26 protein-coding genes and 1 pseudogene are annotated in these 24,799 nt (G+C 32.0%); 9 read left to right on the top strand and 18 right to left on the bottom strand.

Annotated features, from left to right (window positions below; all coding sequences use genetic code 11):
* Positions 1-158 precede the first annotated feature (158 nt).
* From ACHZK0_RS11665 to ACHZK0_RS11655, 3 genes are all read left to right on the top strand, one after another.
* A complete protein-coding gene (locus ACHZK0_RS11665) occupies positions 159-419 on the top strand; it encodes a hypothetical protein (protein WP_270344257.1) in 261 nt (86 codons plus the stop codon).
* Between the two features lie 426 nt (positions 420-845).
* Positions 846-1,097 (top strand): type II CAAX prenyl endopeptidase Rce1 family protein, encoded by a 252-nt coding sequence (locus ACHZK0_RS11660; protein WP_395761580.1) that lies wholly within the window; start codon positions 846-848, stop codon positions 1,095-1,097.
* A gap of 162 nt (positions 1,098-1,259) precedes the next feature.
* Positions 1,260-2,045, top strand: a complete 786-nt coding sequence (locus tag ACHZK0_RS11655; protein WP_395761579.1) for a sulfotransferase family 2 domain-containing protein — start codon at positions 1,260-1,262, stop codon at positions 2,043-2,045.
* 671 nt (positions 2,046-2,716) lie between these two features.
* Here the strand turns inward: ACHZK0_RS11655 and ACHZK0_RS11650 are convergent.
* The 4 genes from ACHZK0_RS11650 to ACHZK0_RS11635 form a co-directional block, all read right to left on the bottom strand.
* Positions 2,717-4,513: an ABC transporter ATP-binding protein gene (locus ACHZK0_RS11650; protein WP_270344260.1), complete on the bottom strand. Its 1,797-nt coding sequence runs from the start codon at positions 4,511-4,513 to the stop codon at positions 2,717-2,719.
* Positions 4,506-6,260: an ABC transporter ATP-binding protein gene (locus tag ACHZK0_RS11645; protein WP_262743529.1), complete on the bottom strand. Its 1,755-nt coding sequence runs from the start codon at positions 6,258-6,260 to the stop codon at positions 4,506-4,508. Before ACHZK0_RS11645 ends, ACHZK0_RS11650 begins: the two co-directional genes overlap by 8 nt.
* Positions 6,261-6,606: 346 nt before the next feature.
* Entirely contained in the window at positions 6,607-7,491 is an 885-nt protein-coding gene (locus ACHZK0_RS11640; protein ID WP_270608406.1) for a GNAT family N-acetyltransferase, read from the bottom strand.
* A gap of 261 nt (positions 7,492-7,752) precedes the next feature.
* Positions 7,753-8,439 carry an MOSC domain-containing protein gene (locus ACHZK0_RS11635; RefSeq protein ID WP_395761578.1) on the bottom strand — a complete coding sequence of 229 codons (687 nt, stop codon included), beginning with the start codon at positions 8,437-8,439 and terminating at the stop codon, positions 7,753-7,755.
* 157 nt (positions 8,440-8,596) lie between these two features.
* Between ACHZK0_RS11635 and ACHZK0_RS11630 the strand changes: the two genes are divergently transcribed.
* Positions 8,597-9,499: a LysR family transcriptional regulator gene (locus ACHZK0_RS11630; RefSeq protein ID WP_395761577.1), complete on the top strand. Its 903-nt coding sequence runs from the start codon at positions 8,597-8,599 to the stop codon at positions 9,497-9,499.
* A gap of 98 nt (positions 9,500-9,597) precedes the next feature.
* Here ACHZK0_RS11630 and ACHZK0_RS11625 read toward each other — a convergent pair whose 3' ends face one another.
* From ACHZK0_RS11625 to ACHZK0_RS11615, 3 genes are all read right to left on the bottom strand, one after another.
* The gene (locus ACHZK0_RS11625; protein WP_262743403.1) at positions 9,598-9,861 is read right to left on the bottom strand and encodes a hypothetical protein; all 264 of its coding nucleotides are present in this window, start codon (positions 9,859-9,861) and stop codon (positions 9,598-9,600) included.
* A gap of 48 nt (positions 9,862-9,909) precedes the next feature.
* Positions 9,910-11,034, bottom strand: coding sequence for a C45 family autoproteolytic acyltransferase/hydolase (locus tag ACHZK0_RS11620; RefSeq protein WP_262743404.1), 1,125 nt, complete (start codon positions 11,032-11,034; stop codon positions 9,910-9,912).
* A gap of 167 nt (positions 11,035-11,201) precedes the next feature.
* Positions 11,202-12,245 (bottom strand): aspartate-semialdehyde dehydrogenase, encoded by a 1,044-nt coding sequence (locus ACHZK0_RS11615; protein WP_395761576.1) that lies wholly within the window; start codon positions 12,243-12,245, stop codon positions 11,202-11,204.
* Between the two features lie 129 nt (positions 12,246-12,374).
* Here ACHZK0_RS11615 and ACHZK0_RS11610 point away from each other — a divergent pair, with 129 nt between their 5' ends.
* Positions 12,375-13,247, top strand: a complete 873-nt coding sequence (locus tag ACHZK0_RS11610) for a LysR family transcriptional regulator (protein ID WP_395761575.1) — start codon at positions 12,375-12,377, stop codon at positions 13,245-13,247.
* Positions 13,248-13,317: 70 nt separating this feature from the next.
* Here ACHZK0_RS11610 and ACHZK0_RS11605 read toward each other — a convergent pair whose 3' ends face one another.
* The 4 genes from ACHZK0_RS11605 to ACHZK0_RS11590 form a co-directional block, all read right to left on the bottom strand.
* The gene (locus ACHZK0_RS11605) at positions 13,318-14,514 is read right to left on the bottom strand and encodes an MFS transporter (RefSeq protein WP_395761574.1); all 1,197 of its coding nucleotides are present in this window, start codon (positions 14,512-14,514) and stop codon (positions 13,318-13,320) included.
* Between the two features lie 140 nt (positions 14,515-14,654).
* Positions 14,655-15,071 carry a MarR family winged helix-turn-helix transcriptional regulator gene (locus ACHZK0_RS11600; RefSeq protein ID WP_262743407.1) on the bottom strand — a complete coding sequence of 139 codons (417 nt, stop codon included), beginning with the start codon at positions 15,069-15,071 and terminating at the stop codon, positions 14,655-14,657.
* A gap of 121 nt (positions 15,072-15,192) precedes the next feature.
* Positions 15,193-15,798, bottom strand: a complete 606-nt coding sequence (locus ACHZK0_RS11595; RefSeq protein ID WP_395761573.1) for a PRK06770 family protein — start codon at positions 15,796-15,798, stop codon at positions 15,193-15,195.
* A gap of 99 nt (positions 15,799-15,897) precedes the next feature.
* Positions 15,898-16,671 (bottom strand): HAD family hydrolase, encoded by a 774-nt coding sequence (locus tag ACHZK0_RS11590; protein WP_270344037.1) that lies wholly within the window; start codon positions 16,669-16,671, stop codon positions 15,898-15,900.
* 307 nt (positions 16,672-16,978) lie between these two features.
* Between ACHZK0_RS11590 and ACHZK0_RS11585 the strand changes: the two are divergent.
* Positions 16,979-17,209 (top strand): annotated as a pseudogene (locus tag ACHZK0_RS11585) (arginase family protein); the annotation flags it as partial.
* 34 nt (positions 17,210-17,243) lie between these two features.
* Here ACHZK0_RS11585 and ACHZK0_RS11580 read toward each other — a convergent pair.
* Both ACHZK0_RS11580 and ACHZK0_RS11575 read right to left on the bottom strand, forming a co-directional pair.
* Complete coding sequence (locus ACHZK0_RS11580) at positions 17,244-17,903, bottom strand: ATP-binding protein (RefSeq protein WP_262743109.1); 660 nt, start codon at positions 17,901-17,903, stop codon at positions 17,244-17,246.
* Positions 17,903-18,790 carry a CPBP family intramembrane glutamic endopeptidase gene (locus ACHZK0_RS11575; protein ID WP_262743100.1) on the bottom strand — a complete coding sequence of 296 codons (888 nt, stop codon included), beginning with the start codon at positions 18,788-18,790 and terminating at the stop codon, positions 17,903-17,905. Before ACHZK0_RS11575 ends, ACHZK0_RS11580 begins: the two co-directional genes overlap by 1 nt.
* Before the next feature lie 382 nt (positions 18,791-19,172).
* Between ACHZK0_RS11575 and cspD the strand changes: the two genes are divergently transcribed.
* The gene (cspD, locus tag ACHZK0_RS11570; protein WP_000176365.1) at positions 19,173-19,376 is read left to right on the top strand and encodes a cold-shock protein CspD; all 204 of its coding nucleotides are present in this window, start codon (positions 19,173-19,175) and stop codon (positions 19,374-19,376) included.
* Between the two features lie 86 nt (positions 19,377-19,462).
* The gene (locus ACHZK0_RS11565; protein ID WP_061679056.1) at positions 19,463-19,648 is read left to right on the top strand and encodes a cold-shock protein; all 186 of its coding nucleotides are present in this window, start codon (positions 19,463-19,465) and stop codon (positions 19,646-19,648) included.
* Between the two features lie 39 nt (positions 19,649-19,687).
* Here the strand turns inward: ACHZK0_RS11565 and ACHZK0_RS11560 are convergent, their stop codons facing one another.
* Positions 19,688-20,239, bottom strand: a complete 552-nt coding sequence (locus ACHZK0_RS11560) for a GNAT family N-acetyltransferase (protein ID WP_061679057.1) — start codon at positions 20,237-20,239, stop codon at positions 19,688-19,690.
* Positions 20,240-20,612: 373 nt separating this feature from the next.
* Here ACHZK0_RS11560 and ACHZK0_RS11555 point away from each other — a divergent pair, with 373 nt between their 5' ends.
* Positions 20,613-21,161, top strand: a complete 549-nt coding sequence (locus ACHZK0_RS11555; RefSeq protein ID WP_270344039.1) for a hypothetical protein — start codon at positions 20,613-20,615, stop codon at positions 21,159-21,161.
* A gap of 52 nt (positions 21,162-21,213) precedes the next feature.
* Here the strand turns inward: ACHZK0_RS11555 and ACHZK0_RS11550 are convergent, their stop codons facing one another.
* The 4 genes from ACHZK0_RS11550 to ACHZK0_RS11535 form a co-directional block, all read right to left on the bottom strand.
* On the bottom strand, positions 21,214-22,614 hold the full coding sequence (locus tag ACHZK0_RS11550; RefSeq protein ID WP_270608129.1) for a protoporphyrinogen oxidase: 1,401 nt from the start codon (positions 22,612-22,614) through the stop codon (positions 21,214-21,216).
* 60 nt (positions 22,615-22,674) lie between these two features.
* On the bottom strand, positions 22,675-23,403 hold the full coding sequence (locus ACHZK0_RS11545; RefSeq protein WP_262743103.1) for an alpha/beta fold hydrolase: 729 nt from the start codon (positions 23,401-23,403) through the stop codon (positions 22,675-22,677).
* Between the two features lie 114 nt (positions 23,404-23,517).
* Complete coding sequence (locus tag ACHZK0_RS11540; RefSeq protein ID WP_088313100.1) at positions 23,518-23,667, bottom strand: aspartyl-phosphate phosphatase Spo0E family protein; 150 nt, start codon at positions 23,665-23,667, stop codon at positions 23,518-23,520.
* 167 nt (positions 23,668-23,834) lie between these two features.
* Positions 23,835-24,782, bottom strand: coding sequence for a hypothetical protein (locus tag ACHZK0_RS11535; RefSeq protein ID WP_262743104.1), 948 nt, complete (start codon positions 24,780-24,782; stop codon positions 23,835-23,837).
* Positions 24,783-24,799 lie beyond the last annotated feature (17 nt).

Genomic DNA, 24,799 nt, shown 5'->3' with positions numbered 1-24,799 from the left:
TTATCTATTTTCTAAAACAAAGGACTCATAAATAAAAACCACAACTAAAATTTTCAAGTTGCGGTTTTTACGCATTTAAACTGTTAATTTCAAAATCTTTTTATTATAATACAAAAAATACGTTATAATATAAGCTACTGTTCTTTAGGAGGGGTTTAATGGCTGATAAATATAAATTTTTGATTCTCTTTGTTACAGCATTTTTTTCTTTCTTTTCCTTAATAAAAGATTTCCGTAACATTTCAAAAAGTTTCTTTTGGGGGAGCTTTGCAATCCTAACAAGCTTTATATTATTATTAACTCATGTTTTAGAGTTAACTCCTATACTTCTCTATTCAGCTCAGATGGCTCTTGAGATTATTACAATACCACGTAAATTACTTCTTCCATCTGGCGCTGAAGTTGCTATTTTTTGCTAACCATTCGCATATCTAAAAATTTCAAGTCTATATTTCTAATTAACTTTATAAATATAAAAATGCGGTTTCTCCTTCCTAGAGAAACCGCACTATATTTAATTTAAAACTGACTAGTATACTAATCTCATACATCGCTGTTTTTTTATTTGTAACCCTGTTAGACAAGCTTTCATATAATATAGTCATTCCTTTCTTAAAAATTAAGCTAGTCACTGGATTTCTGAAAAAGTGCTTTTTTTTATAAAAAGGTGGTTGCGGAAACAACCGCCTTCTTGTTTATGAAAAAAGGTTTATTTTGTTGAGTTTTATTTTCATGAATAAATTCACATTATTCATATATTGTTTTAAATTTGTTACCTCCGTCATATAATAAAAGTTAAATTTCATATTTTTGGAATTTGATTAACAGAGCAGGAGGAAAACTCAATGAACAGTCTTTACGACAGAAGACCTATTAGCACTTTAACTGTAATTATTGGAGCATTCTTTTTTGGTTTGGCACATTATTCTACATATAACGGTAACCTCGCTCAAATTTTCTTTGTTATTGGTTTAGCTAGATTGCCACTTAACTGGATTGCATTTAAAGCTAATTCATTATGGGCCAGTTCTATCACACATATCTTATTTGATTTCACACCATTCATAGCAGCATTATTATTTTCCGTCCTACGCTAAAATAATGATTCAGGAGCACTTTTCACACCCCTATAAAATAACGCTTTCATTCCAAAGTTATATGGTTTTAAATTATCTATTCTACTTCCCTTCTCTTATTCATATACCGAGTAGTTTATTCATAAATTAAAAATAATTGACATAATTGAATGGAGGCTAACTATGTCTTTTGCAAATATTATTAAATACGGACGCGTTCCGCACTTTAACTCTAACTTCCCTTTGATTTTATTTTGGAGTCAGAAAAGTGGATGTACTTCACTTGCACATTGGTTTTTTTATCAGATAAATTTATTTAAACAAGCCATAAAATACGATTCCTTCATCCATAATTATGAAAATGAAATATATAAAAGCTCCCCCGACTACTTTATTGAACTAGCTGCGACTTTATATACAAATGAAAAAGATTCCTATAAATTAGTGAGAAACCCTTATACAAGAGCTGTAAGTTCATTCTTTTCACTAATTGCCCCCCCTCACATAGAAAACCCAGCATGGAATCCTATTCGGCATTTTTATTATGGTAATGAATTTTGTAATAAGCCTATTTCATTTAAAATCTTTCTCTACTATTTAAAAGCGCAAATGATAGATTTAGAACAAGTAGATCCACATTTAATGCAGCAATATGAACCAGCTGAGGAGGAGTTTGTCACAAAATATATCTACCTTGAAAATTTCTCTACTGAAGTTGTGCGCTTAGAACAAACATATCAATTAAAAACTTCTCCTTTACACATACTAACTAAATCATGGCATCATCAGAAGGACAGGGCGATTTTTAGGGGTGATTTTGCAGATGCTGATATTACCGACCCTTTATTCCCACGCCTCCCAACATACGATAGTTTTTATGATCATGAAACTATCCAATTAGTACAGGATATTTTTAATAAAGATTTTAGCACGTACAATTACCCATTAACTCCTTTAAAAAATAAGTGATTTTCTAATTGTAGTTTCCTCATAAAACTCTCGTAGTAAGTTGTGGCACTGGAAACAGTGTCTTTTTTTAATAAAATTCAAAGTGTATTATTTATTAAATTATTAAAACGTATAAATATAACATGAAACACTCATTAAGGTTGTCTCCATTCGCTCTATTTGTTCCACTGCCGTTGTAAAATCAAAGTTCAATTATTTCACTATTAAATACAAAAACTTCAATTTCCAAACGATTAGTCTCAATTGTTGAAAAAACAATTGAAGCATTATAATAATATAAAAATTATAAGACACACTGATAAAGCAATACTTGGTCAAGCGTATTACTGACTGTGATTTAGTTGTTAGCATCAAAAAAGCTACATGTGGTTGTCGTAATGGACTTCATGATATTTTTAAGGTTTATTTAATTAACTCCGAATTTATAAAATTCAATTTCATAGTTTATGTCATACTCATGCAACACTTTTTGGAACAATTTGTATATCCAAAAATTACAAGTGAACGTTTGGGTTATAAAAGTGTTTTTATAACCTTACGCATGTTTTAACTTGGATGCAAAAAATACGCAGTTAAAACATTTAGTGAACAACTATTTGGATAATAATGTTTACAAATATAAAAATGCGGTTTCTCCTTCCTGGAGAAACCGCATCATATTAACGTTTTTATTAGATTTTAAACTGACTCGTATACAGATCAAAGTAAAACCCTCTATCTTCCATAAGAGATTCGTGATTCCCTCTTTCAAAAATACTTCCATCTTTTATAACAAGGATTTGATCTGCTTTTTCAATCGTTTTCAGTCGATGAGCGATTACAAAACTTGTTCGGCCTTTCATTAAATTATTTAGTCCTTCTTGAATTTGTAATTCTGTTCTCGTATCAATATTTGATGTTGCTTCATCGAGAATTAAAATATCTGCATCCGCTAAAATTGCTCTTGCAATCGCAAGAAGTTGTTTTTGTCCTTGACTTAAATTCGATCCTTCTGAAGCGATTTTTGTTTCATATTGATTCGGTAAATGCTTTATAAAAGAATGTGCAGATGCCGCCTTAGCTGCATTGATTACTTCTTCATCACTTGCATCTAGTCGACCATAACGGATATTATCCATAATCGTCCCAGCAAATAAATACGTATCTTGTAAAACTACTCCTATTTTACTTCGCAACGAATTCATATCATAATCTTTTATGCTTTTTCCATCGATATGAATTTTCCCTTGCTGTATATCGTAAAAGCGAGTTAACAAATTAATAATTGTTGTTTTACCCGATCCAGTGGGACCAACTAAAGCAATTGTCTCCCCCGGCTGCGCCTTAAGACTCACTTCTTTTAAAATCGTTTTATTTCCCTCATAACCAAATGAAACATTCTCAAGTGCAACATGCCCTTGTAAATTTTGTACAACGAACGCATCTTTTTTATTTTGAATTTCCGGTACTTCATCCATAATTTCAAAGACACGTTCTCCACCAGCAACTGCCGCTTGAATCGTGTTCATTAAAGTTGCGAATTGACTGAGTGGTCTTGAGAATTGACGGGAATAATTAATAAAAGCCGCAATGACACCTACGGTTGTCATTCCTTTTAAAACCATAATTGATCCAGTCCCAATTACAAGTCCCATACCTAAGTTATTAATAAAGTTCATACTCGGAAAAATAAAAGCTGAAAATGTATCCGCCTTCGTAGCTGAAATTCTTAGTTGTTCATTAATTTTATTGAAATTTTGTACAGTTTCTTTTTCTTTCCCGTATAATGTTGTAACATCCGCTCCTGTTATAGCTTCCTCAATAAAACCATTTAATTCTCCTAAATCTTTTTGACGCTTTGCAAAGTTTTTACCACTATAAGCAACTAGTTTCTTTGTAACGAAAAACATAATAGGTACTGTAATTAAAGTAACAATCGCTAATATCCAATTTAATGCGAACATTGCAATCGTTACACCTATAAAGGTTAATGCAGATGAAATAATTTGTACCACACTTTGTGTCAACGCTTGATTCAAATTATCTATATCATTTGTCACACGACTCATTAAATCCCCTTGCGAACGTACATCAAAGAACCGTAAAGAAAGCGTTTGGATTTTCTCAAAAATATCTTGTCGTATTTTTTGTATCGTTTTTAATGCAACATTAACCATGACAAATGTTTGTAACCAAGTTAACAGTACTGTTACACCGTAAATCGCGATAAGTAACAAACACATTCTCGCCGTACCGCTTAAATCTTTCGGTACAATATATTGATCTATAATTACTCCCATTAGATACGGACCTAATAATCCAAGTAACGTCGTAACAAATACTAAAAATATAACGAACGTAAGAGCAGCCTTTTGGTACCCCATATAGTTCCATACTCTCATTACAGTTCCTTTCGTATTTTTAGCTTTACCCACCTTAGACGCGTTACGCCCACCTTTATTAGCAAATTGCCCTTGAAAATTACGCATGTTCTTTCCCACCTTCTTTATTTAAATTACCACCTTGGGAAAGATAAATTTCTTGATATACCTCACATTGTTCTAACAGTTCTTCATGTGTACCATCACCAACTAATTCACCGTTATCTAAAACGAGAATTTTATCAGCATCTATTATAGATGAGATTTTAGAAGCGATTAATAATGTTGTTGTTCCTTTATATTCTGTTCTTAATGCGGATTGAATGTTAGATTCTGATTTTGCATCAACTGCTGATGTAGAATCATCTAATATAAGAATGGATGGCTTTCTCACAAGCGCCCTTGCAATTGAAACACGTTGTTTTTGTCCACCTGATAAATTCGTCGCACCTTGTGTTAAATGATATTGATATGAATCTTCCAACTTGTTTATAAACTCAGTCGCACAAGCTGATGAAGCTGCTACTTCCAGTTCGTCATTCGTTGCATCTTCTTTACCATAACGTAAGTTCTCTTCTATGCTACCTGAAAACAACAATGCCTTTTGAGGTACAAACCCGATTGAAGCACGAAGTTTTTGTAAATCGTATGATCTAACATTGATTCCATCAATGCATATTTCACCTTGATCAACATCGTATAAACGCGGTAATAGTTTTGCTAAAGTAGTTTTACCACTTCCTGTAGAACCGATAATTCCTACTTTTTCACCTTTACATATGTTAAATGAAATATCTTTTAAAACATATTCATTATTTTTCGTGTAACTATAACTAACATTTTTAAAGTCAATTTGTCCCTCGATTTGCTTAGGTGCAACCGCATTTGTTTCGGTCGTAATATCAACCTCAGTATTTAAAACTTGCTGTACACGATCCGCAGATGGAAATGCTCGCGCGATTTGCATAAATACCATACTTATAGACATAAGTGACATTAAAATAATATTCAAATAGTTTATAAACGCTAAAATAGCTCCTACTTGAAGCGTTCCATCAAATACTTTTTCTCCACCAATCCATAATGTTGCGACAATCCCGCCGCTTACCACTAACATAATGATTGGCATCATTATAGAAATAAGCTGCACCGCTCGAATATTTATCTTCGTTAAATCTGTATTCACTTTGCCAAACTGAGTGATTTCATATTTTTGTCTTACATACGCTTTAATAACACGTACTCCAGATAAATTTTCTTGTAACTTTGTATTCACTTTATCTAATGCTTCTTGCACTTTTTTGAACGTCCCACTCGCTTTACTTGCAATGAATATAATCGCAAGTAATAAAATTGGAACAACTACGAGCAATATAGGAAATAACTCGCGTGCTGTTACAAAGACAATTATTATACTTCCGATAAATAACAAAGGACCACGAACAAGAACACGTAATGTCATCGTCATCGCCGCTTGAATAGAAGTAATATCATTTGTCACAATCGTTAATAACTTTCCAGTTCCGAACGAATCACGATTTTCGCTAGAAAATGTTTCTATTTTCGCAAACACATCTTTTCGTATGTCAGTAGCGAAATTAACAGCTGCTTTTGTAGAATACATCATACACCCAAGTCCTCCAACTAAACCGAGTGCTGCTGCTCCTATCATAAGAAACCCCATCTTTATTACATAATTCAAATCCCGATTTGCTATCCCAACGTCAATAATATGTTGCATAATAGTCGGTTGAATTAAGTCCATCGCAACCTCAAGTACCATAAATAGCGGTCCAATTATAGCGAAGAACATGTATGGTTTTAAATAGTGTAATAACTTACGAAATGATTTCATACATAATCTCCTTTTCCCATGAAATTACCACTGAATAATTTATATCCCTCCTTATTTAAGCGATGTAGTTTGTAATTTCTTTCTTATTCCTATTATATTATGTAAATTAATATTTAACATTATTAAATGATACGCATGAATGACTTTTCGGTCAATAAATGTGCCTTATATTACACAATTAGAAAAACCGTATTCTTAAATTGAAAGAATACGGTTTTTATCTATATGAGTTACACTGCGAAATTTATTCTCAAATTCATTTTTTCAGGTGGACTTCACATATATAAACCTATCTAAATAGTATTTATACTTATATACTCCTCATCAAAAATATCTATATAAACAATTAGAACTCTGTTAATACTGGGAATTTATAACCTTTAAAATCTAACTCTTTATTACTTCGCACCATTAAATATTTTCTAGACTGTAATTCTGTAAACTGTACATCCTCAATCCCTAATTGATCTGGAGAGAAATAAAATTCGATTTCTGTAAATCTTTCAGAAATCCCCTCACAAATTTCATCTAAAACTGGAATTACTGGTGCAAACACTCCATATAATTTCAACTTTTCATTATCTACTTCATACACAATTAGAGCATCTAGTTTCTCTGAATAATACAATTTCTCATTCCATTCCGAGTCATGCATATTCAAATAAAACGAAGGGCGGAAGTTTAATGTTGAAAAATTATTTGAAAGTCTTTGACTACTATCAATAGTTTCATGTATTAACTTTCTATCCTCTTCCATATAATAATCTAACTTTCTAAGTAAGGAATCATTATTCTTCTTTTTATCATATGGAATAGTCATCAAATACTCCTGCACAACTTTAAACCCAAATGATGCATATAGTTCAGGTTTTTCCGTAAACAATAAAGTACACTCACATTTTTTATCGATTTCTTCTATCATTTTACTCATTAATTGTGTCATGAGTCCTTGTCTACGAAAATTAGGATGTGTCATTACCGATTGAATTCCCGCTGCATTTATTCTTTCACCATTTACTAGCAATGGTAGCGAAAATGCCGCAACATTTGCAATCGCTTTATCGTCATGTAAAAATGATAAAGCTTTGTATGTATCATCCCAATAACCTCTCTCCGAAAAATCATTCAATGTTTGAATTGTAATCCCAAACACTTCTTCAAATAAAGGAAATAACTGCTCTCTTTTCGGTTCTTCTAAAAGAAGTTTTTCAAAATTTTCAACATTCCCCATGTTGTCCCTCCATACGTTAATTCCATCAAATTAGATATAGTTGTAGAACCTGCTCTTAAAGTAACAGGTCTTACCAATCAATATACTATCATAAAATATAAAAAAAAAGTCTAATTAATTTTATGTTTTGACTATTCGAAAATAAGTCGAATAAAACAATATTAGGATTTTTGAATATTAATAAGTTTATTATATAAAAATAGTGCTTTCTAAGTCGTTTTTACTAATAGAAATGCACCATTTATAAAAAAATATTTTTTATTATTTTTTTCCTTCTAGTCTCTCCTGCGTGTTAATTTCTTCTCCCCTCATTCGCTTTTCAAATGTTTGTCTCCAACTAGTAGAAAGTGCACGAACATCTAAGATCCTTTTTAATCCTTCTATATTTTGTTTTTCCTTATGCATGATACGATTAGCAAATGCCACTGTTACACCTTTCGGATCATACTTCAGTATCTTTAACGTATCAACAGGTGATACCCATCCTTCTTTTAATACGCGAAAATAAAATCCTGTATATCCTGTTTCTTGAAAATACAGCGGTAATTTTGGAATATTGTATTTCTTAGCTAATTTAAAACAAGGTTGCCTTGGCTGTGTTACTTGTACAATTGCTTCTCCAATTTGAAATGTATCACCAATACAAACATCCTCTTCACGCATATCACTAATTGTTATATTTTCTCCGAATGCTCCATATACAAGATCTTGACTCAACTCTTTTTCCCAATATCCATAATGTTCTCCCGAATATACGCACACCGCTTTATCTACTCCGCCATGATGAACTAAGTCTGCCTGGCCATCCCCATTAAATTTTACAAAGGATAAAAAGACCGATTCCTTTACTTGTTTCTTATTTATACCTGTATGAATTACCTTTCCACCGTACGTAACCTCTCTTGGTAACCCTATTTTTAAAGATAATAATTGATATTCATTTGCCATTCTATTTCCTCCTTTAAAGGTGTTACATGAATTTGCTCACTCAAGTTATATTCGCACTATCTCTGTTATATAAAGATGATTATAAAACCCAAAAAATTATTGTTCAATCCTATTATTTATATAATAATGATAGGTATAACCTATCATTAAACTTGAGGTGATCTCAATCGAATTACGACAACTTGAATACTTTTTAGCTGTTTCAAAAGAATTACATTTCACAAAAGCAGCTGAGAAATTAAATATTTCACAGCCTTCCCTAAGTCAGCAAATACGTGCTTTAGAACATGAAATAGGAATGCCGCTTTTCGATCGCATTGGTAAAAAGATATCTTTAACTGACGCAGGGAGGATTTTATTATTACATAGTAAAACCATTTTTCATGAAGTTGAACAAGCTCGTTCCGCCATTCAAGACTTAAACGGATTACAGCAAGGCTCCTTAACAATAGGGTCTTTGTTAACCGTCGTAAATTACTTACTACCATCAGCTATTTTTAATTTTAATCATTTATATCCAAATATAGAGCTTTCTGTATTAGGGCTTCGTACAGGAGATATTCGCGAAAAATTATTACAAAACGAACTAGATATTGGCATTACATTTCTCCCGGTGCAAGATAAAGAGATTATTTCTATCCCTCTATACAAAAGTGAACTTACATTAGTCGTACCAACCGATCATCAATTAGCTGAACGTAATCATGTATCTATTGCTGAATTACAGAACTACTCTTTAATTCTTTTACCTAAAAATTTCTTTTTAACCGAACTAATTACATCTCATTGTCAAAAATTTAACTTTAAACCAAAACCAATTTTAGAAATTAGTACGATGGAATCTTTAATCCAAATGGTTTCAAAAGGAATGGGAATTACAGTGTTACCAAAACCGTATATAGACTTTTTACAAAACAAAAACATTCAAGCTATTAAAATAGAAAATCCTACTCCAACAATAGAAATTGGTCTTATTTATAGAAAAGATAAATATATGTGTGCTGCAACTCGAGAATTTATTGAGCAACTAAAAAGAACAGTACATTCTTTACAAAGCTAAACGAACAAAAGAGATTATCCTATTGAAACCGTTTCACAACGATTTAGTAGAATAATCTCTTTTCAAAACAAAACATTATATTAAGATTCACATAAATCTCAATGTACCTTTTTAAACATTGGAATATATTTCGTAAAATATGCCCCCACTAGCAATAATACGATTGAAAACAACCAAGTAAACATACCGCCAAAGTTAAACCAATATGCAAAGAAATTTAAAATCGCAATTGCAAAGAAACAAATTGAAGTTAACGCACTCTTCAATCCTTTTATCCCTGCTTTTTTTCTTTTTTCATAAGTAATATACATTGAAACGACAACAATTAAGATAAAAACAATCGGTAACATAACTTTTAGCAATGGCAATCCCTCCAGTATATATACCTTTCTATCACCATTTTATCCCATTTAATCTTTTGAAATCAATTCATTATGCTCTTCTCTCCAAAAATCCGCATACGTTGTATTTTTAAATTTCACATTTATCTCAGAAAATGAAAGACTTTCTCCAACTTTCAATGTGTACCAATCGTTTAAAATTGGAGATCCGAAGCAAATATTCATTGTACGATTATGTAAATCAAATAAGACAGAATGCAAAGTTCCAAACCATTCTTCATAATTATGTACTGTCAGCCCAGTAGGATACTCTTTTTCTACTAAACCTTTTAAAGATTCCATACTCACTTGTTCATTTCGGTTTAAATGATCATACAATGTGTGATATCTGTTTGTAGATTGTTCTAATCTTCTATTATTCAATTTTTGAATAGGCACACTAATTGCATGGTTTGTTGATACGATAAAATCATGACTTTCCTCCTCAATTGTGGTTATTGATTTATACCCGTCAAATATTTCAATACGCGCTGCGTCTAGAGGATCCGCTACAATTAGATTGACATTACTTGCAATTGGCATTTCATCTATTAGTAATTTCGCCTCCTGCACATTTTTACATTTCTCCAATAATACTCGAATTACCGCAAAACATTGTAAACCATTTAACACTGGCTTTCGTAAGCCTTCAATATTCCCTACTGGTTGACCACATGCTGAAAATGTAACAGATAACCCATGCTCGTTAACTCCTTCTGTTCGTCCGAAATATTGAGTAGAAAATCCACTATGCACATATGCACCCTCAACATGTGTTGAGCAAAAACGCATATCATCTATTTTTGGCGACAAATCATAATTTCTTAATACATATGTGTGCTTTGAATCTGTCTTTTTAGGTAATACGACACAATGACTACATCCTGCTTTTAATAATGTTTGATAATAATACATCATATGTTTAGAAGGAATTTTCAATACTTCACAAAAACCTTCAATTTCTTCATTAATTCCATGACAATATTGATATAATATATTTCTAGATTCTGTCCAATAGTTATCTGATACTAAATGTTCTTGTTGTATAAATTGTGGAATGAGATACGAATGATTTTTCACAAACTCTCCTTGCTGCTTTCCTATATCATAATGACTTCCTTTTAATGATGAAAAATACCCCTTTACTTCATACATCACATTTCCCCCTCACATTGAATATACCCATATCATACCCAATGGATTTTAATCATTCTTGATGTTTTTTACTGTCTTTCAAATCAAATTTGGCTGGAATAAAGAAAACAATTATAAAATAAAAATTAGGAAACTGTAATCATTAACAGTTTCCTAATTTACCTATACTATATTATCCCCTCTTCCACCAACGTTTCTGCAATTTGAACTGAATTCCAAGCGGCACCTTTTAATAAATTATCGGAAACAATCCACAGATGGAAACCTTTTGGTGTATCAGGATCTTTTCTAATTCTCCCAACAAATGTATCTATTTTCCCTTCTGCATATAATGGCATTGGATACAACTGTTTACTAGGATTATCTTGTAATATAACACCTGATGCATCCAGCAACACTGCTCTTATTTCTGCGACAGTTGCTTCTTTTTCAAGTTCAATATAAACCGATTCTGAATGCCCTGAAACAACTGGAACACGCACACAAGTAGCTGCCATTTTTAAATTGGGATCTTCTAAAATTTTCTTCGTTTCTTGAATCATTTTTACTTCTTCAAATGTGAAATCATTATCTGTGAATATATCTACTTGTGGCAGTACATTAAATGCAATTGGATAATGTATTTTATCTTTTTTCACGGGCAGTATAGTACTTTCCACTTCTTCACCTGCAAGCATTGACTTAGCCTGTTCTGTCAATTCATGAATCGCGTGAACTCCTGAGCCTGATACAGCTTGATATGTTGAAACAATAATTCGTTCTATACCAAATGATTTTCGTATTGGCTGAAGAGCTGTTACCATCTGTAATGCTGAACAATTTGGAACTGCAATGATACCTTTATGCTCCTTTAAAGCGTGCGCATTTACTTCTGGAACAACGAGCGGCACATCGTGAGCCATTCGGTATTCACTCGTGTTATCAATTACGATTGCACCACTAGACACTGCATGATTAACAAATCGTTTTGAAACTTCTCCTCCTGCACTAAAAAAGGCAATATCTACTCCTTCAAAACTAGTTGTTTTTGCCTCTTGTATTATTATCTCTCGTCCTTGAAACTGCACTACCTTACCAGCTGATCGTTTTGACGAAAGTAATGTAACTTCAACTATATTAAAATTAGTTTCTTTCTCTAACAGTTCAATAATTTTCTGTCCAACTGCCCCTGTAGCACCCACAATAGCTACATGATAGCCCATTTCATTCATCTTTTCTCCTCCAATATCACTTAAATGAATATTTCTACAATTTTATTTTATAAAGAATTTAACCATTTGGAAAATTGAAATACGTGATATAATCATTCACAAATCATGATAATAAAAGAGGGATTGCTTATGGAAATGAGACATGTTAAAACATTTTGTGCGATTGTTAAGTATGGTGGTTTTTCTAAAGCTGCTCATGCGTTAGGTTATGCGCAATCTACTGTTACAGCGCATATGAAAGCATTAGAAAACGATTTACACCTCCCTCTTTTTGATCGATTAGGGAAAAAAATACTTCTTACAAAAGCAGGTCATCAATTTCATCCTTATGCTTTAGAATTACTTGCAATTTATGAAAAAGCGCAAGAAATCCCTCAAAATACCGATCAATTAGAAGGTACATTAAGTATTACATCAAACGAATCATTAGCAGTCTACCGTTTACCACAATTATTACGTACTTACAAACAGAAAAATCCGAAAGTAAATATCGTACTTGAAACAAATACAAATGAACAAGCATTACAAAAATTACGTGAAGGAGAAACAGACATTGTCTTCATAATTGGAGAATGTATAGAACATAATGATTTTATTACGCGTACATTTAGTAATGAAACATTTGGATGGATTTTACCACCTCATTATTCTACACAATCTAATCCGTTTTGTTTATTAAAGGATACTCAGTTTATTTTTACTGAACAAAGCTGCGGTTATAGACCAATGGTAGATCGTTTTTTACGTCAAAGCGGGAATATTCCAGCTAAAACATTTGAAACTTCCAACGTTGAAGTTATTAAACAATCCGTTATGTGTGAGTTAGGAATTTCAATTCTTCCTTACATCGTTGTACAAGAAAGTTGTCAAAAAGAGCAACTCTGTTTTCAGCCTATCGAAACGTCAACTGTTATTCAAAGTCATATAATCTATCATAAATCTAGATGGATTTCCCCTGTAGTACAGTCGTTTCTTTCACTCTTAAAAGTGATGAAAGTATAAAAAGAATATAAAAGAAAACATGAATTGAAATCCTTTGAAGAATATCAATCCACGTTTTCTTTCATACTACTTATATAGTCATCTTCTTTTTATTAGATAATGCTTTTCCTTTAACTAGAACAAATATAATCGGAAGGACGAGTAAACTAGCAATTGCACACATTATTCCTAAAGAAGAAAACGGAAATCCATTACTTACGGTAAGCGACGCTGCACCAGAAGCAATAGTCATACCAATATACATGGCAGAGCTATTTAATGCCATTACAGTCCCTCGCGCAGCTGGTTTTAATTCTGAAACTAATGCCGTTAATGATGCTTGGCCAAATCCAATAAATAGACTCCAAATTATATGAACAGTAATTGCAGTTACTAGATTTTCTATAGAAAGCGAGAATACCATTACACTAATCGCGACTACAATACTGGCAATGGATATAACATTCCTCTTTCCTATTTTATCAGCTAGCTTTCCACCCAAAATATTACCAACCACACTACCAATTCCTGCCAAAAAGATTACAATACCTATTTCACCAACGGAAAGTCCAAAATTATTCCCATAATAAACACCTATGTATGAAAACATACCGTGTAATCCAATTGTCCATAGAAACGTTGCTAATAATGCAAATAAAACTGATATATTTACTAAAGCCGTTTTCAATGATGCACCTAACGTTTTCGCTATAGAAACATGCTCCTTATTTCTCGGTTTTTCATTTTCTAATATGTGATTAACTAGTAATGTAAGCAATAAAGTTACTAGTCCTATACTATAAAATGTCCATTGCCAATTTCCTAATTCAGATAAAAGTGCTCCTATAGGTACTCCGATGACTGTCGAACCAACCATTGCTCCCATAATTGTTCCCATCGCTTTTCCTCTTGACTCATATGTAACTTTATCTCCTACTAATGCAAAAATACTTGGCATAATCATTGCACCAGATAAACCTGTTAGTCCACGAAATAATAAAAGAATTTCAAAATCCTTCGCTAAACCCGTACAAAATGTGGAAATGGAGAAAAGTACAAACCCTATTACGATCATACGTTTCCTTCCAACTCTATCAGACATCGGTCCGAATAAAGGTGCAGTTATTCCATAACAAAGTGCATAAATAGTAATTAATAGCCCTCCACTCCCATCAGGAATACTGATTGTTTCTGTAATAGCTGGTAATAGAGGTGCTACTAATAATGAATCTAACCCAACAAAAAAAGCTACAATTGCCAAAATACGTATCATCGACTTTAACTCCATATATTACTCCCCTTTATTTCATATATGAAATAATTCTTTATTTTTATCTCCTCTTCTTTTTTTACTGCACTTATATTTATTTCATATATGAAGTATATATATAAATAAAAATGTAACAGCGTGTTACATTTTTATTATATTTAATTCAAATGCTTCTTCCACTTTAATAATAAAGCATCTAAATGCTCTTCTTCTTCTTTCGTAAAACAACCACAATTCTCTTTTAAAAAATCACTATATTGCACATCTACTTGCTTTTTCGTTTCTTCACCTTTTTTAGTTAAATAAACGAGCGTTTCACGTTGGTCATTTGGATTCTTCTCTGTCATAACATAACCATCACGCTTCATCCGCTGAATCATTGTTGTCATATTACTTGGAACACATCCCAAGTTTTCAATTAATTTTGACATAGATACTTTCCCAGATTTTGCGAGTACTTGAATCACTCCAAATTGTACGTAACTTATATCATATTGCTCAATTGCCTTATCTAGATTTTTTTGGAGTAAATGATAAACATCACGAATATTTGCGTAAAGCTCTCTGTTATTCATATGTATATTTAAGCCCCTCTAATTTATTTCACATATGAATCATATTCCCATTTTTTTCTTGTGTCAACAAAAACACCTTTGTATTTATAACAACAAAGGTGTTTCAAAATCAACATACTTCTTATTTATTAGTCTGTTCTCCACCTGCAATTAATTTACTGCCTGAATATGTACCTTTTTGCATAAACAATTGATTGATTAATTCTTTTTGTTCCGCTTCTGACAGTACTCCTTTCCCTTCGCCTAAATTCCCGCTTTGTAATTTCCAAATCTTATTGTGATCCGCGTCCATCTTTTCATATTTCCCTTGTTTCCATCTCTCTAAAATGTCTGCATATGTATTTCCTTGTACTAGATTATTACTCTTTACAATATCAAGTAAACTTTCAATACGTTCTTGTGTGATAAAAATATAACCCCACTTTTGATCAGCTTTCGTTTTTTGATGTGCCATTTCATGTAAAGCTGTCTGTATGTTCTCATCTGTCCACTTGAAATTTTTATTAAAGCCGCTATTTGGTAATGAATGATTGCCATTTTCTAAAAGCTTTGCATCTTCAGCTTTTACATTACTATCAGCTAGTACCTCTGCTGCTGGAGCAGCTGGTGATGCCTTTTTCGCAGCTGGTTTACTATTATTCATATAATACAGCATACCATATGTTACACCTACTCCTATTACCGCCATACCAGCTATTATACCTATTATTTTAAATAATGTTTTCATCTTGCTTGTTTCCTCCCGCATATCCCATTTCGTAATATCTATTTATCAAAAACAGATGCAGCATCTCTCTTTTCGCTGCTTACTACAATTTTTTTCATACTAGTTAACATAAACATAACTTTTACTTTCTAGAAATGTAGCAACTCCATCCTCATCGTTACTTTTAGCAATAAATTTAGCGACTGCCTTTAATTCCTCAACAGCGTTGCTCATCGCTACACCAATCCCACACTTCTCTATCATTTCCATATCATTGTAGTCGTCTCCAAAGGCAATAACTTCGGATACGTCTCGATTTAAGTGCTGTAAAACATATTGAATACTATTCCATTTTGAAACTTCTGCATGCATAATTTGGCACAATGTCCCGTCATCTGTAATGACTGCCTTGCATTCAAGAGGCAATTCTTTAATGAATTTCTTGCTTATTGAGTCTTTAGTACAAATAATTGCTTTAGAAGCTTTTTCAAAGTCTAAATCTCTTACATCCATAATTTCACTTGGTATATTACCAAAATAATCAGTAACATCAAAATTCGAATACAACTTATCACCTATTTCAAGACAAATCTCATGAAGATTATACTTTTTTGCTATTTCTATGATTTCTAAAACGTTATTTTTAGAAATCTTCATTTCATATAAAATATCATTCCCTTTAAGAACTAGAGCCCCGTTATAACAAATGATAATCTCACTCTTTAACACGTCTGGAATATACTGTTTTATAGCTCTTGGCGGCCTTGCTGTAGCAAAAATCAATTCGTCTCCATTATTTTTACATTCTCTTAAAATATTAATAGATTTTTCTGAAATTGTTTTATCACTTTTTAATAAAGTCCCATCAAGATCTGAAATTATAATCTTTTTCATCCTTACATTTATTCTCCTTTCACAAATAATAACTCGAGATATTGATTATTGATTGGATCAACTGAGTTTTGGTAAGTAGTTAATCTTTATCTACTTTTTTCAAGTCTCATTTTCATTTATTACATAGTCTCTATTTCCTGAACCACATATACATTTCCTTATATTATATTTCTTTCCTTTATAAATTGAAAGATTATTCTGTAAAAATAACCCATCTATTTCAAATGCAAATCCACCTCTAAGCATTTCATTTTTACTTTATAAAAATATATGCTAGCCTACATATAAAGAAGATGAATAAATATGAGTTACAAATTGGGATCAAGGACATATGAAACTCTCTTCACTTTTAAAATATATTCATGCTCTTATTAGAGATAAAAATGTCTATGGTATTGATATTTGCGGTGAACTACCGATTTATCCTTCTCAGCTCTTTCTAGCTACATATACAAATGCCATTAAGAAAAATGAAGAAGCAAACTTACAAATTTTAAAAACAATTTATGAAACGAACTTACATATTCAATATGCATAAAAAGAACGAGTACCTTATAAGGTACTCGTTCTTTTTACGCGCGATTTTCTTTTAACCACTTCGTAATCGCATCTAACCTCGAAACATCAAAACGACTCTCTTCACACACATGTAAAATGTTTAAGTTATTTACAATTTCTAGTTCATTCGTTTTTACACTTTTCGCTTCAATTATTTTGCAGTAACCGTCTGTAACGGTATTTAAATTTTCATAATAACGTTGAAACGATTTTGATATATGTAAATGTTTTTCAAAGTTTCTTCTTCTTTTTGTCTCGTCAGATTCTTTCCGTTTTCTAAGTTCTTCATCATTCGTATATAAATAAAAATATTGATCAGGAAAACCAATCTCCCCATGTATCAGCTTTTCTTTATAAAAGTTTTCTATTAAAGATAACGGCTGATTAAATACATCAAAATGGAAACACCAATTATAACTAAGTGGCTGATAAATATCACCATCAAGTATTACTAATTCATACTGCTCTGACTTCTGCACTGCTATTTTCCAGCGCTCTACTTGTTTTTCAAAATACCAGGTTGTATGCTCATTTTTTGGTCTTTCAAATAAAAAATTCACTTCAGGTATAATATAAGCACCATAATTTTTTTCTAACTCACGACAAGTGCTGCTCTTACCAACAGCACTTGCTCCCTCAAACGCTATAATCCCCATTGTTTCTCCCACTTTCATTAACTTAAATCTCTTTGCTTCGCTTTTTTCCCCCATAACTGTCTCCATAATACAATTGAAGCTATAGAAAGCATGATTGTTGTTATGATACTCCCCTCAATTCCAAACGAGCCTCCATGAAGGAATTCCGATCCGTTTGTTACAGGTTTAAAGAGTGGCGTAGAATACATCGTCATTCCACTTACTGCAAAGCCATAAATATTAAACTGTGCCCAGTTCCACAACGAATGCCACGCGCATATTCCCCAAAGACTACTGTCCTTCAAAACATAAAAAGCTGCAAATATACCAACTAATATTATATTCGAAATTGAAAGAATTGTAATACCTGGATTTAGTAAATGAAGAAAGCCAAATAAAAAAGAAGTCACAACAACTCCGATCCATATACGGCTTCTAACAGAAAGGACTGGAAATAACCAACCTCGAACAACTATTTCTTCTGTTGCACCTTGTATTAAAAAAGCAACTAAAGACCCCACAATTCCAAATATGGCGGTTGGTGTAATTTGTTGCATTTGTAGTTGTACATTTCCTGTTAATAAAAGTAGCATGACTGGTATTGAAATGAAGACAAAACCTATTAATGCACCTCTCAAATATTTTCTTATCCATTGATTTCTCCAAAAACCAATGGATGAAATTGATCTTTTTTCTACGAATCTAATCCATAAAAAAACAAAAAATATAGCACCTCCAAACGTCAATACCATCTCAATATCGCTATAAATTGCCTTCATTAAAAGTGTTTCTGCTTTCGGTAAAAACAACATAAATAACATGAACAATTCACCTAAAGTTAAAAATACAATTGCAAGTATAACAGCGAATATTGGATGAACTTTTTTTCTTCCCTCTTTGGCTGCTTCAATTATTTTAAATTGCAATATTCTCGCCTCCTTAACACATACATCAACACTATTCTTATACTATATATCGTTTTCCTAACACAAATTTCCAATAAAAATATTCAATGTTTAGCATAAACCCAAATTTGGAATAATATATAAATAAAAGAGATGACTTTGTGCGTTTTACTATTATCACCAAGATTATTCACTGGTATTACCAGCACTTGCTATTTCCCACCATTTGTTGTAAGATAGTAATTAAGGTCAATTTAACACTATATTTTCTTTGCATATTATCAAGTATCAATCTGGAACATTTTGTACTCCTTATGGGTTTTTGATAATATGTGAACTTTTATTTTTCATTCAAATAAGGCCGATCATATTGTAATCTTTTTAAATTTTAGGAGGCATTACCATGACATTAACAGGTAAAGTAAAATGGTTTAACAGCGAAAAAGGTTTCGGTTTCATCGAAGTTGCAGACGGTAACGATGTATTCGTTCACTTCTCAGCTATCACTGGCGACGGCTTCAAATCTCTTGACGAAGGTCAAGAAGTTAGCTTCGAAGTTGAAGACGGTAACCGTGGACCTCAAGCTAAAAACGTTGTAAAGCTATAATTCAAACAATAAAAAGGTTGTTACCAGCTCGGTTAACAACCTTTTTAATATATAACTAAAATTTTTTACATAAAAGGAGTGGTTATATGTATCGCAATCGAAAGAACGATGTAGCAGAGGTACCACCAGAACAAACGCCTGTTTGGGAATGTGAAGCAGATGATTGTTTAGGATGGATGAGAAAGAACTTTTCATTTGAAGAAGAGCCTAAATGCCCTTTATGTAAAAGTAGCATGAAAAGCGGAGAACGTTTATTACCTAAATTAGGTTAATTTTTTACTTAACCCCTCTTTTATAAGAGGGGTTTTTTATTATAAATTTATATTCTCTACATCCGTTCGAACTATAGAATACAATAGTGCATCATGTTGCTTATTTCCTTGATGAATGTATCCACGTAATAACCCTTCCTTATGAAAGCCTATTTTAGATAACATTTTACAAGAAGTAACATTTTCAGGATATGTAATAGCTCCAATTCTAAATAAGCCTAAATCTTGAAATCCATAATGGATGATTTCTTGTGCTGCTTCTGACGCATAACCATTACCCCAATAACGAGGATGTAAGTCATATCCAATTTCAGATCGTTTACTCCATAGCTGTAAATTATTTAATCCTATTGTACCTACTAAAGTATTTGTTTCTTTTAATACAATCCCCCATCGTATTGCCTTTTTCTCGAAGTAATTTTTTGAAAAAGATTCAATCATACGTGAAGCTTGTCCAAACTCTGTAAAAGAATTCATACCATAATAACAAGTTACTTCATCCAATGAAAAAATTTCATATATTTTTTGACAATAAGATTGTTCTATTTCAACTAAACGTAATCGTTCTGTTTCTAATATAGGAAATGCCACAGGATCACTCCTTTCTTTCTACACATTCATTATAGCAGAAAAAGTATTTATAATTAGGAAAGTCCTCAATGTCCCATTAATCAAATATTTCTAGAGAAGCTTATCCTCTTAATTCAATACGAACTAAGAGTTACCCTTCTTTCTTTTGCATGAATAGAAAAAATAAAGAGATGATCAAAGTACTTTGATCATCTCTTTATTCTATATTTTTAAAATGTATTTTATTTTTTCATTTCCATCATTCCGCTCGTAATAATATGTCTAATAATTTCGATTCCTTACTCATTTCCCCCTACTAAAACACCCCCTCCTCCATACATTTATGGTAAAATATAGTTAACGTCATATTTTATTGTGGAGGTGTAAATATTCTATGTATATATTCATCGGCTTATCCCTCTTACTCATATTATTCATTTTTTTATTCGCAAAAAAGTTCGCCCCAAACTCATTTATGATGACTAGTTTTAAAGGTAATGGCTTTAAAACTTTTTCAATCAGCATTTTAATCGCAGCCACTGTTTCTCTTTCATATGGAATCTATCACGCAGCAACATATCAACCTAAACATTTAGATATCACACTACAAAATCAAAACTTTACTGTTTTCGGTAATGTTGGAGAAGTTGGATATTTCTCAGAAGAATTACTAAAAAAAGATACAGAAGTTGAACTATATTTTGCCTCTTGGAAACCAATGCAATTAAATAATCCAGAAATAATAGTAAATTATCCTTCCGGTAAACAGGAAACATGGAAACCGAACATAACATTAATTCCTGCCAATAAATTAAAAGAGCAACATAATATAAAAGAACTCTATCAACTCTCATCATATTCATTTAAAGAATCCGGAAACATAACCTTAACAATTACTGAGAATAATTCAACAAATAAAAAGGTCTCAATTCAAGTGAAATAAATAAAATGTCCCTCCAATATACTGGAGGGACATTTTATTTATATATGTATTATTAATTTGACGGTTCATGCAATGTTGCCATTATTTCATTTGCAGTGTTCTTTCCATTTCCAATACATGCACCAATTCCGACACCGTAATATGAAGCACCAGCTAAGTATACATTAGGATAAAGGTCCGTCATTTTTTCTTCTAATGTTTGAACCGCTTGATTATGTTCTAAATGATATTTCGGCATTAAATCTTTCCAATTTGTAACTTCAACTACTTCTGGTTCACCTTTAATTCCGAGACTCTTTTCAATATCATATAAAGCGACTCGTACTAATTCTTCTTCACTATAATTTTTAATCGTTTCATATACTGTATTGGTACTCTTATAAAACATTCTTACTAATAGCTTTTGTTTTCCAGATGTATGTTTCCACTTCCGGCTTGTCCATGTACAAGCATCACAATGCAAATCACTGTTTTCCATTACGATAAATCCTGTGCCGTCCGCCGGTAATTGTTCATCTAGTATGTCAAATCCTAAGTAAATACTAATAAGAGATGAGTTTTTAAATGTATGAAACTGCTCGTTTAACTCATTAGACTGTAATAAAATTTCGGCGATATCATGCGGAGCTGCTACAACAACATAATCAGCTTGGATTGATTCGTGATTTGCAAAGGAAATTTCATAGCGATCACCTTGTTTCCTTACAGCTGTCGTTATAGCGCCTTTCTTAACTACTGTCTCAGTCAGCACCTCTTCTAAACGATCAATAATCGTAGATAGCCCACCTTTAAATGATACGAACTTTTTGTTTCCTGCTGATTGAAACTGTTTTTTATTCTCTTCAAAACCTTTAATGATACTTCCATATTTATTTTTATACTCCAGTAAATACGGTAATGTCGATGCCATAGTAAGTTCATTCAATTTACCAGAATATACACCTGAAAGCACTGGGGCAATTTGTCTTTCCACTAATTCTTTCCCTAAAAAGCTTTCTAAAAATACAGCAAGTGAAGTATCTTTTGTAAACTCTTTATTTTTCGTTATGAAATCTTTTAAAGCAACAATTTTCCCTTTCGTTGATACTAGCGTACTGCTAAACAACGATTCGACACTCATCGGTATGCCAAAAATAGTGTCAGAAGGAATTGGATGTAAAGTATTATCAGAATATATGTAAGAAATACCCGTTTCGTTATATACCATTTCTTCTTCTAAATTTAAATCTTTTACAAGCGGTAAAACATGTTCATTACGAGCAACGATAGAATCTGCTCCTGATTCCATGATAAAATCTTTTTCTTCTACACTATGGATTTTACCGCCTAAATACTCTTCTTTTTCTACAAGGATTAAATTTAAATCAACATTATAATCCTTTTTTAATTTTTCTAAATAAAACATAGTAGAAAGTCCCGTTATACCTCCACCGATAACAACAACTGTTTTCATATGTGCTGCGCTCCTAACCGATACAATTAATAATTCCTTTCTTATTATACCCAAAAGTCCTTATATTCGACTAGCAGCTTGCGCATTCTGTAAGAAATTAGACAATATATTCGAATAGATTTCCGGTTGATCATTGTGCACTAAATGACCAGCAAACGGAATTACAGCAATATGTATATTGTCGTTTAATTGTTTGAACGTTGTAGCAGCTGTAACTTCATCTTCTGAATCTCCCCCAGCTATACAAAGTGTAGGTACTTGAAGATTAGCTACTTCACCAGTTTCACCAAATGGATACCAATCTTTAACTTGCCACGATTCAAGTAATGCTTTCCAATCACTTTTTTCATGAATTTGATTCATATAAGTTACAATTTCTTCATTTCCCATCAATTGCTGATGACACTTCGCTTCATACTCCTGAGACTCCTCCCAATTTTCTCTCTTAACCGGAAAGATACCTGAAAAACTTAATGTTCTCACTTTATCCGGATATTTTTTTGCAAATAATAAAGCGACTAATCCACCTAGAGAAACACCAGCTATATGACATCTATCAATTTGTAAATGCACTAACGTATCATGTAAATCCTTTACAGAACGTAGGAAAAAATTCTCCAATGCCCCCCCTGACTTTCCATGCCCTCTTAAATCAGGACGAATGACTTGATAATTTTTTTCTTGAAAAAATACTACCTGCTCTTCGAATTCCACTAAACCTGTCATACCACCAGAATGTAAAAGTACAATCGGTTCACCCTCGCCTGAAATGTACGTATGTAATATCATTTATGCCCTTCCTTCCAAATTGAATATTCTATTAATTAACATTATATAGAATATATATCTAAATTTCCAAATAAAAAAGAACTATAACATTTCCAAATCCTGTCATAATTCTTTTTATTTTAAAAACATAAAGTAATTAATTAATTTGTCTATTTCTTGGCTTAATGCTAATACTTTTTCATGTTGAATTCCGTAATCCGATACTAAATATAAAAGTTCTTCTTTCTTTATTTCAATGACTTTTTCCAATTTCATTAATTCCATGTCGTTTTACTTCTCTCTCCAATACTAAAATGTATGTATTTTAGTATAGCCTATTTACATAATTAGTAAAAGTAAAATACGCATGTAAAATCTTACAAATGTAAAAATAATATACTATCAACAAAGAAATTTAATATTTAGCCCTTTTTCCAATTCATCAAACTTCATTACGTATGAATAACAAATCGGAATTTCTCTAATGTTATATCTTTATATTTTGGAGCTCTCTTAATATGGTCAAAGTAACTATATGAGAATTTAAAGGTATGTCCGAAGTCCCAATCAAATTCACCATAGTCTTTTAGCCAAAATTGATTTTCTGTTGGTAATATATGAGCACGTTTAGCTTCGACTAAAGGTAAACCATCTATCGGTGAGTGTAAAGTTATTTCACTATTTGACGTTAAGTTTTGACTAGCACGTAACACGTATACTAATTTTAACAGCGGACGTATCCCTCGTTGGAATATATCTCTATGACCTAAGTCGTACATAATATTAATTGCATGAGAAAAAGTTAGTAAATGACCAATTAAGTCATGGTGTGCTTCCGCTCTATAAATAATATTAAATTGCGAAAGCTCTTTTAAAATAAACGTAGATAATTGTTCTGGATTTCTTAATTCACTTTCTATCTCTTCTTTTATACTTAATTGTTTTACTTCCTTTGTTGTAAATCCAATCCACGATCTACCAGGAATTGTTTTTCGAAACGATATTATAAGGTTAGTAATCCCTTCAATCTCTTGATTATCGCCCCATTTTTGTAACTCTTTCATAGCTAATAAACTTAATGCCGCATAAATGACATTATGCCCCACCCAATGAAGTTCATCAATTGTATGTTCCAATGATTTTATAATCATTCTTTCAGCACTTTGAAAATCAATTTCTTCTTTACTATCAATAATTTCACATATGTTATGCTTGTTCAGCATCCTCTTTGTTTGGGAATACATATTACGAGTTATTTCTTCTTCCATATTGTTATCTTTTATGAAAAAATAACTAGCAATTGCAGCTGCTCCGAAATGTGCATGCCAAATATCATTTGTTTGTCTTTTGCATTGAGAAATAATTGAAAGGCCATCTCTTAAGACAGTTTTATTTTCCATCTTTTTATCCCCCATCA

The sequence above is a fragment of the Bacillus sp. 3G2 genome (assembly GCF_044324725.1).
GTDB lineage: Bacteria > Bacillota > Bacilli > Bacillales > Bacillaceae_G > Bacillus_A > Bacillus_A mobilis.
The sequence above is the reverse complement of the archived record's forward strand: the minus strand, read 5'-3'. Positions and strand labels throughout refer to the sequence as shown.

What these genes read in the sequence shown, in the direction of transcription:
- ACHZK0_RS11550 (WP_270608129.1), bottom strand. Translation starts at nt 22,614, where the DNA reads ATGAAAACAGTTGTTGTTATCGGTGGAGGTATAACGGGACTTTCTACT.
- ACHZK0_RS11660 (WP_395761580.1), top strand. Translation starts at nt 846, where the DNA reads ATGAACAGTCTTTACGACAGAAGACCTATTAGCACTTTAACTGTAATT.
- ACHZK0_RS11615 (WP_395761576.1), bottom strand. Translation starts at nt 12,245, where the DNA reads ATGAATGAAATGGGCTATCATGTAGCTATTGTGGGTGCTACAGGGGCA.
- ACHZK0_RS11535 (WP_262743104.1), bottom strand. Translation starts at nt 24,782, where the DNA reads ATGGAAAATAAAACTGTCTTAAGAGATGGCCTTTCAATTATTTCTCAA.
- ACHZK0_RS11665 (WP_270344257.1), top strand. Translation starts at nt 159, where the DNA reads ATGGCTGATAAATATAAATTTTTGATTCTCTTTGTTACAGCATTTTTT.
- ACHZK0_RS11555 (WP_270344039.1), top strand. Translation starts at nt 20,613, where the DNA reads ATGTATATATTCATCGGCTTATCCCTCTTACTCATATTATTCATTTTT.
- ACHZK0_RS11635 (WP_395761578.1), bottom strand. Translation starts at nt 8,439, where the DNA reads ATGGCAAATGAATATCAATTATTATCTTTAAAAATAGGGTTACCAAGA.
- ACHZK0_RS11580 (WP_262743109.1), bottom strand. Translation starts at nt 17,903, where the DNA reads ATGAAAGTGGGAGAAACAATGGGGATTATAGCGTTTGAGGGAGCAAGT.
- cspD (WP_000176365.1), top strand. Translation starts at nt 19,173, where the DNA reads ATGACATTAACAGGTAAAGTAAAATGGTTTAACAGCGAAAAAGGTTTC.
- ACHZK0_RS11650 (WP_270344260.1), bottom strand. Translation starts at nt 4,513, where the DNA reads ATGCGTAATTTTCAAGGGCAATTTGCTAATAAAGGTGGGCGTAACGCG.
- ACHZK0_RS11545 (WP_262743103.1), bottom strand. Translation starts at nt 23,403, where the DNA reads ATGATATTACATACGTACATTTCAGGCGAGGGTGAACCGATTGTACTT.
- ACHZK0_RS11610 (WP_395761575.1), top strand. Translation starts at nt 12,375, where the DNA reads ATGGAAATGAGACATGTTAAAACATTTTGTGCGATTGTTAAGTATGGT.
- ACHZK0_RS11655 (WP_395761579.1), top strand. Translation starts at nt 1,260, where the DNA reads ATGTCTTTTGCAAATATTATTAAATACGGACGCGTTCCGCACTTTAAC.
- ACHZK0_RS11605 (WP_395761574.1), bottom strand. Translation starts at nt 14,514, where the DNA reads ATGGAGTTAAAGTCGATGATACGTATTTTGGCAATTGTAGCTTTTTTT.
- ACHZK0_RS11565 (WP_061679056.1), top strand. Translation starts at nt 19,463, where the DNA reads ATGTATCGCAATCGAAAGAACGATGTAGCAGAGGTACCACCAGAACAA.
- ACHZK0_RS11640 (WP_270608406.1), bottom strand. Translation starts at nt 7,491, where the DNA reads ATGGGGAATGTTGAAAATTTTGAAAAACTTCTTTTAGAAGAACCGAAA.
- ACHZK0_RS11620 (WP_262743404.1), bottom strand. Translation starts at nt 11,034, where the DNA reads ATGTATGAAGTAAAGGGGTATTTTTCATCATTAAAAGGAAGTCATTAT.
- ACHZK0_RS11595 (WP_395761573.1), bottom strand. Translation starts at nt 15,798, where the DNA reads ATGAAAACATTATTTAAAATAATAGGTATAATAGCTGGTATGGCGGTA.
- ACHZK0_RS11540 (WP_088313100.1), bottom strand. Translation starts at nt 23,667, where the DNA reads ATGGAATTAATGAAATTGGAAAAAGTCATTGAAATAAAGAAAGAAGAA.
- ACHZK0_RS11590 (WP_270344037.1), bottom strand. Translation starts at nt 16,671, where the DNA reads ATGAAAAAGATTATAATTTCAGATCTTGATGGGACTTTATTAAAAAGT.
- ACHZK0_RS11645 (WP_262743529.1), bottom strand. Translation starts at nt 6,260, where the DNA reads ATGAAATCATTTCGTAAGTTATTACACTATTTAAAACCATACATGTTC.
- ACHZK0_RS11600 (WP_262743407.1), bottom strand. Translation starts at nt 15,071, where the DNA reads ATGAATAACAGAGAGCTTTACGCAAATATTCGTGATGTTTATCATTTA.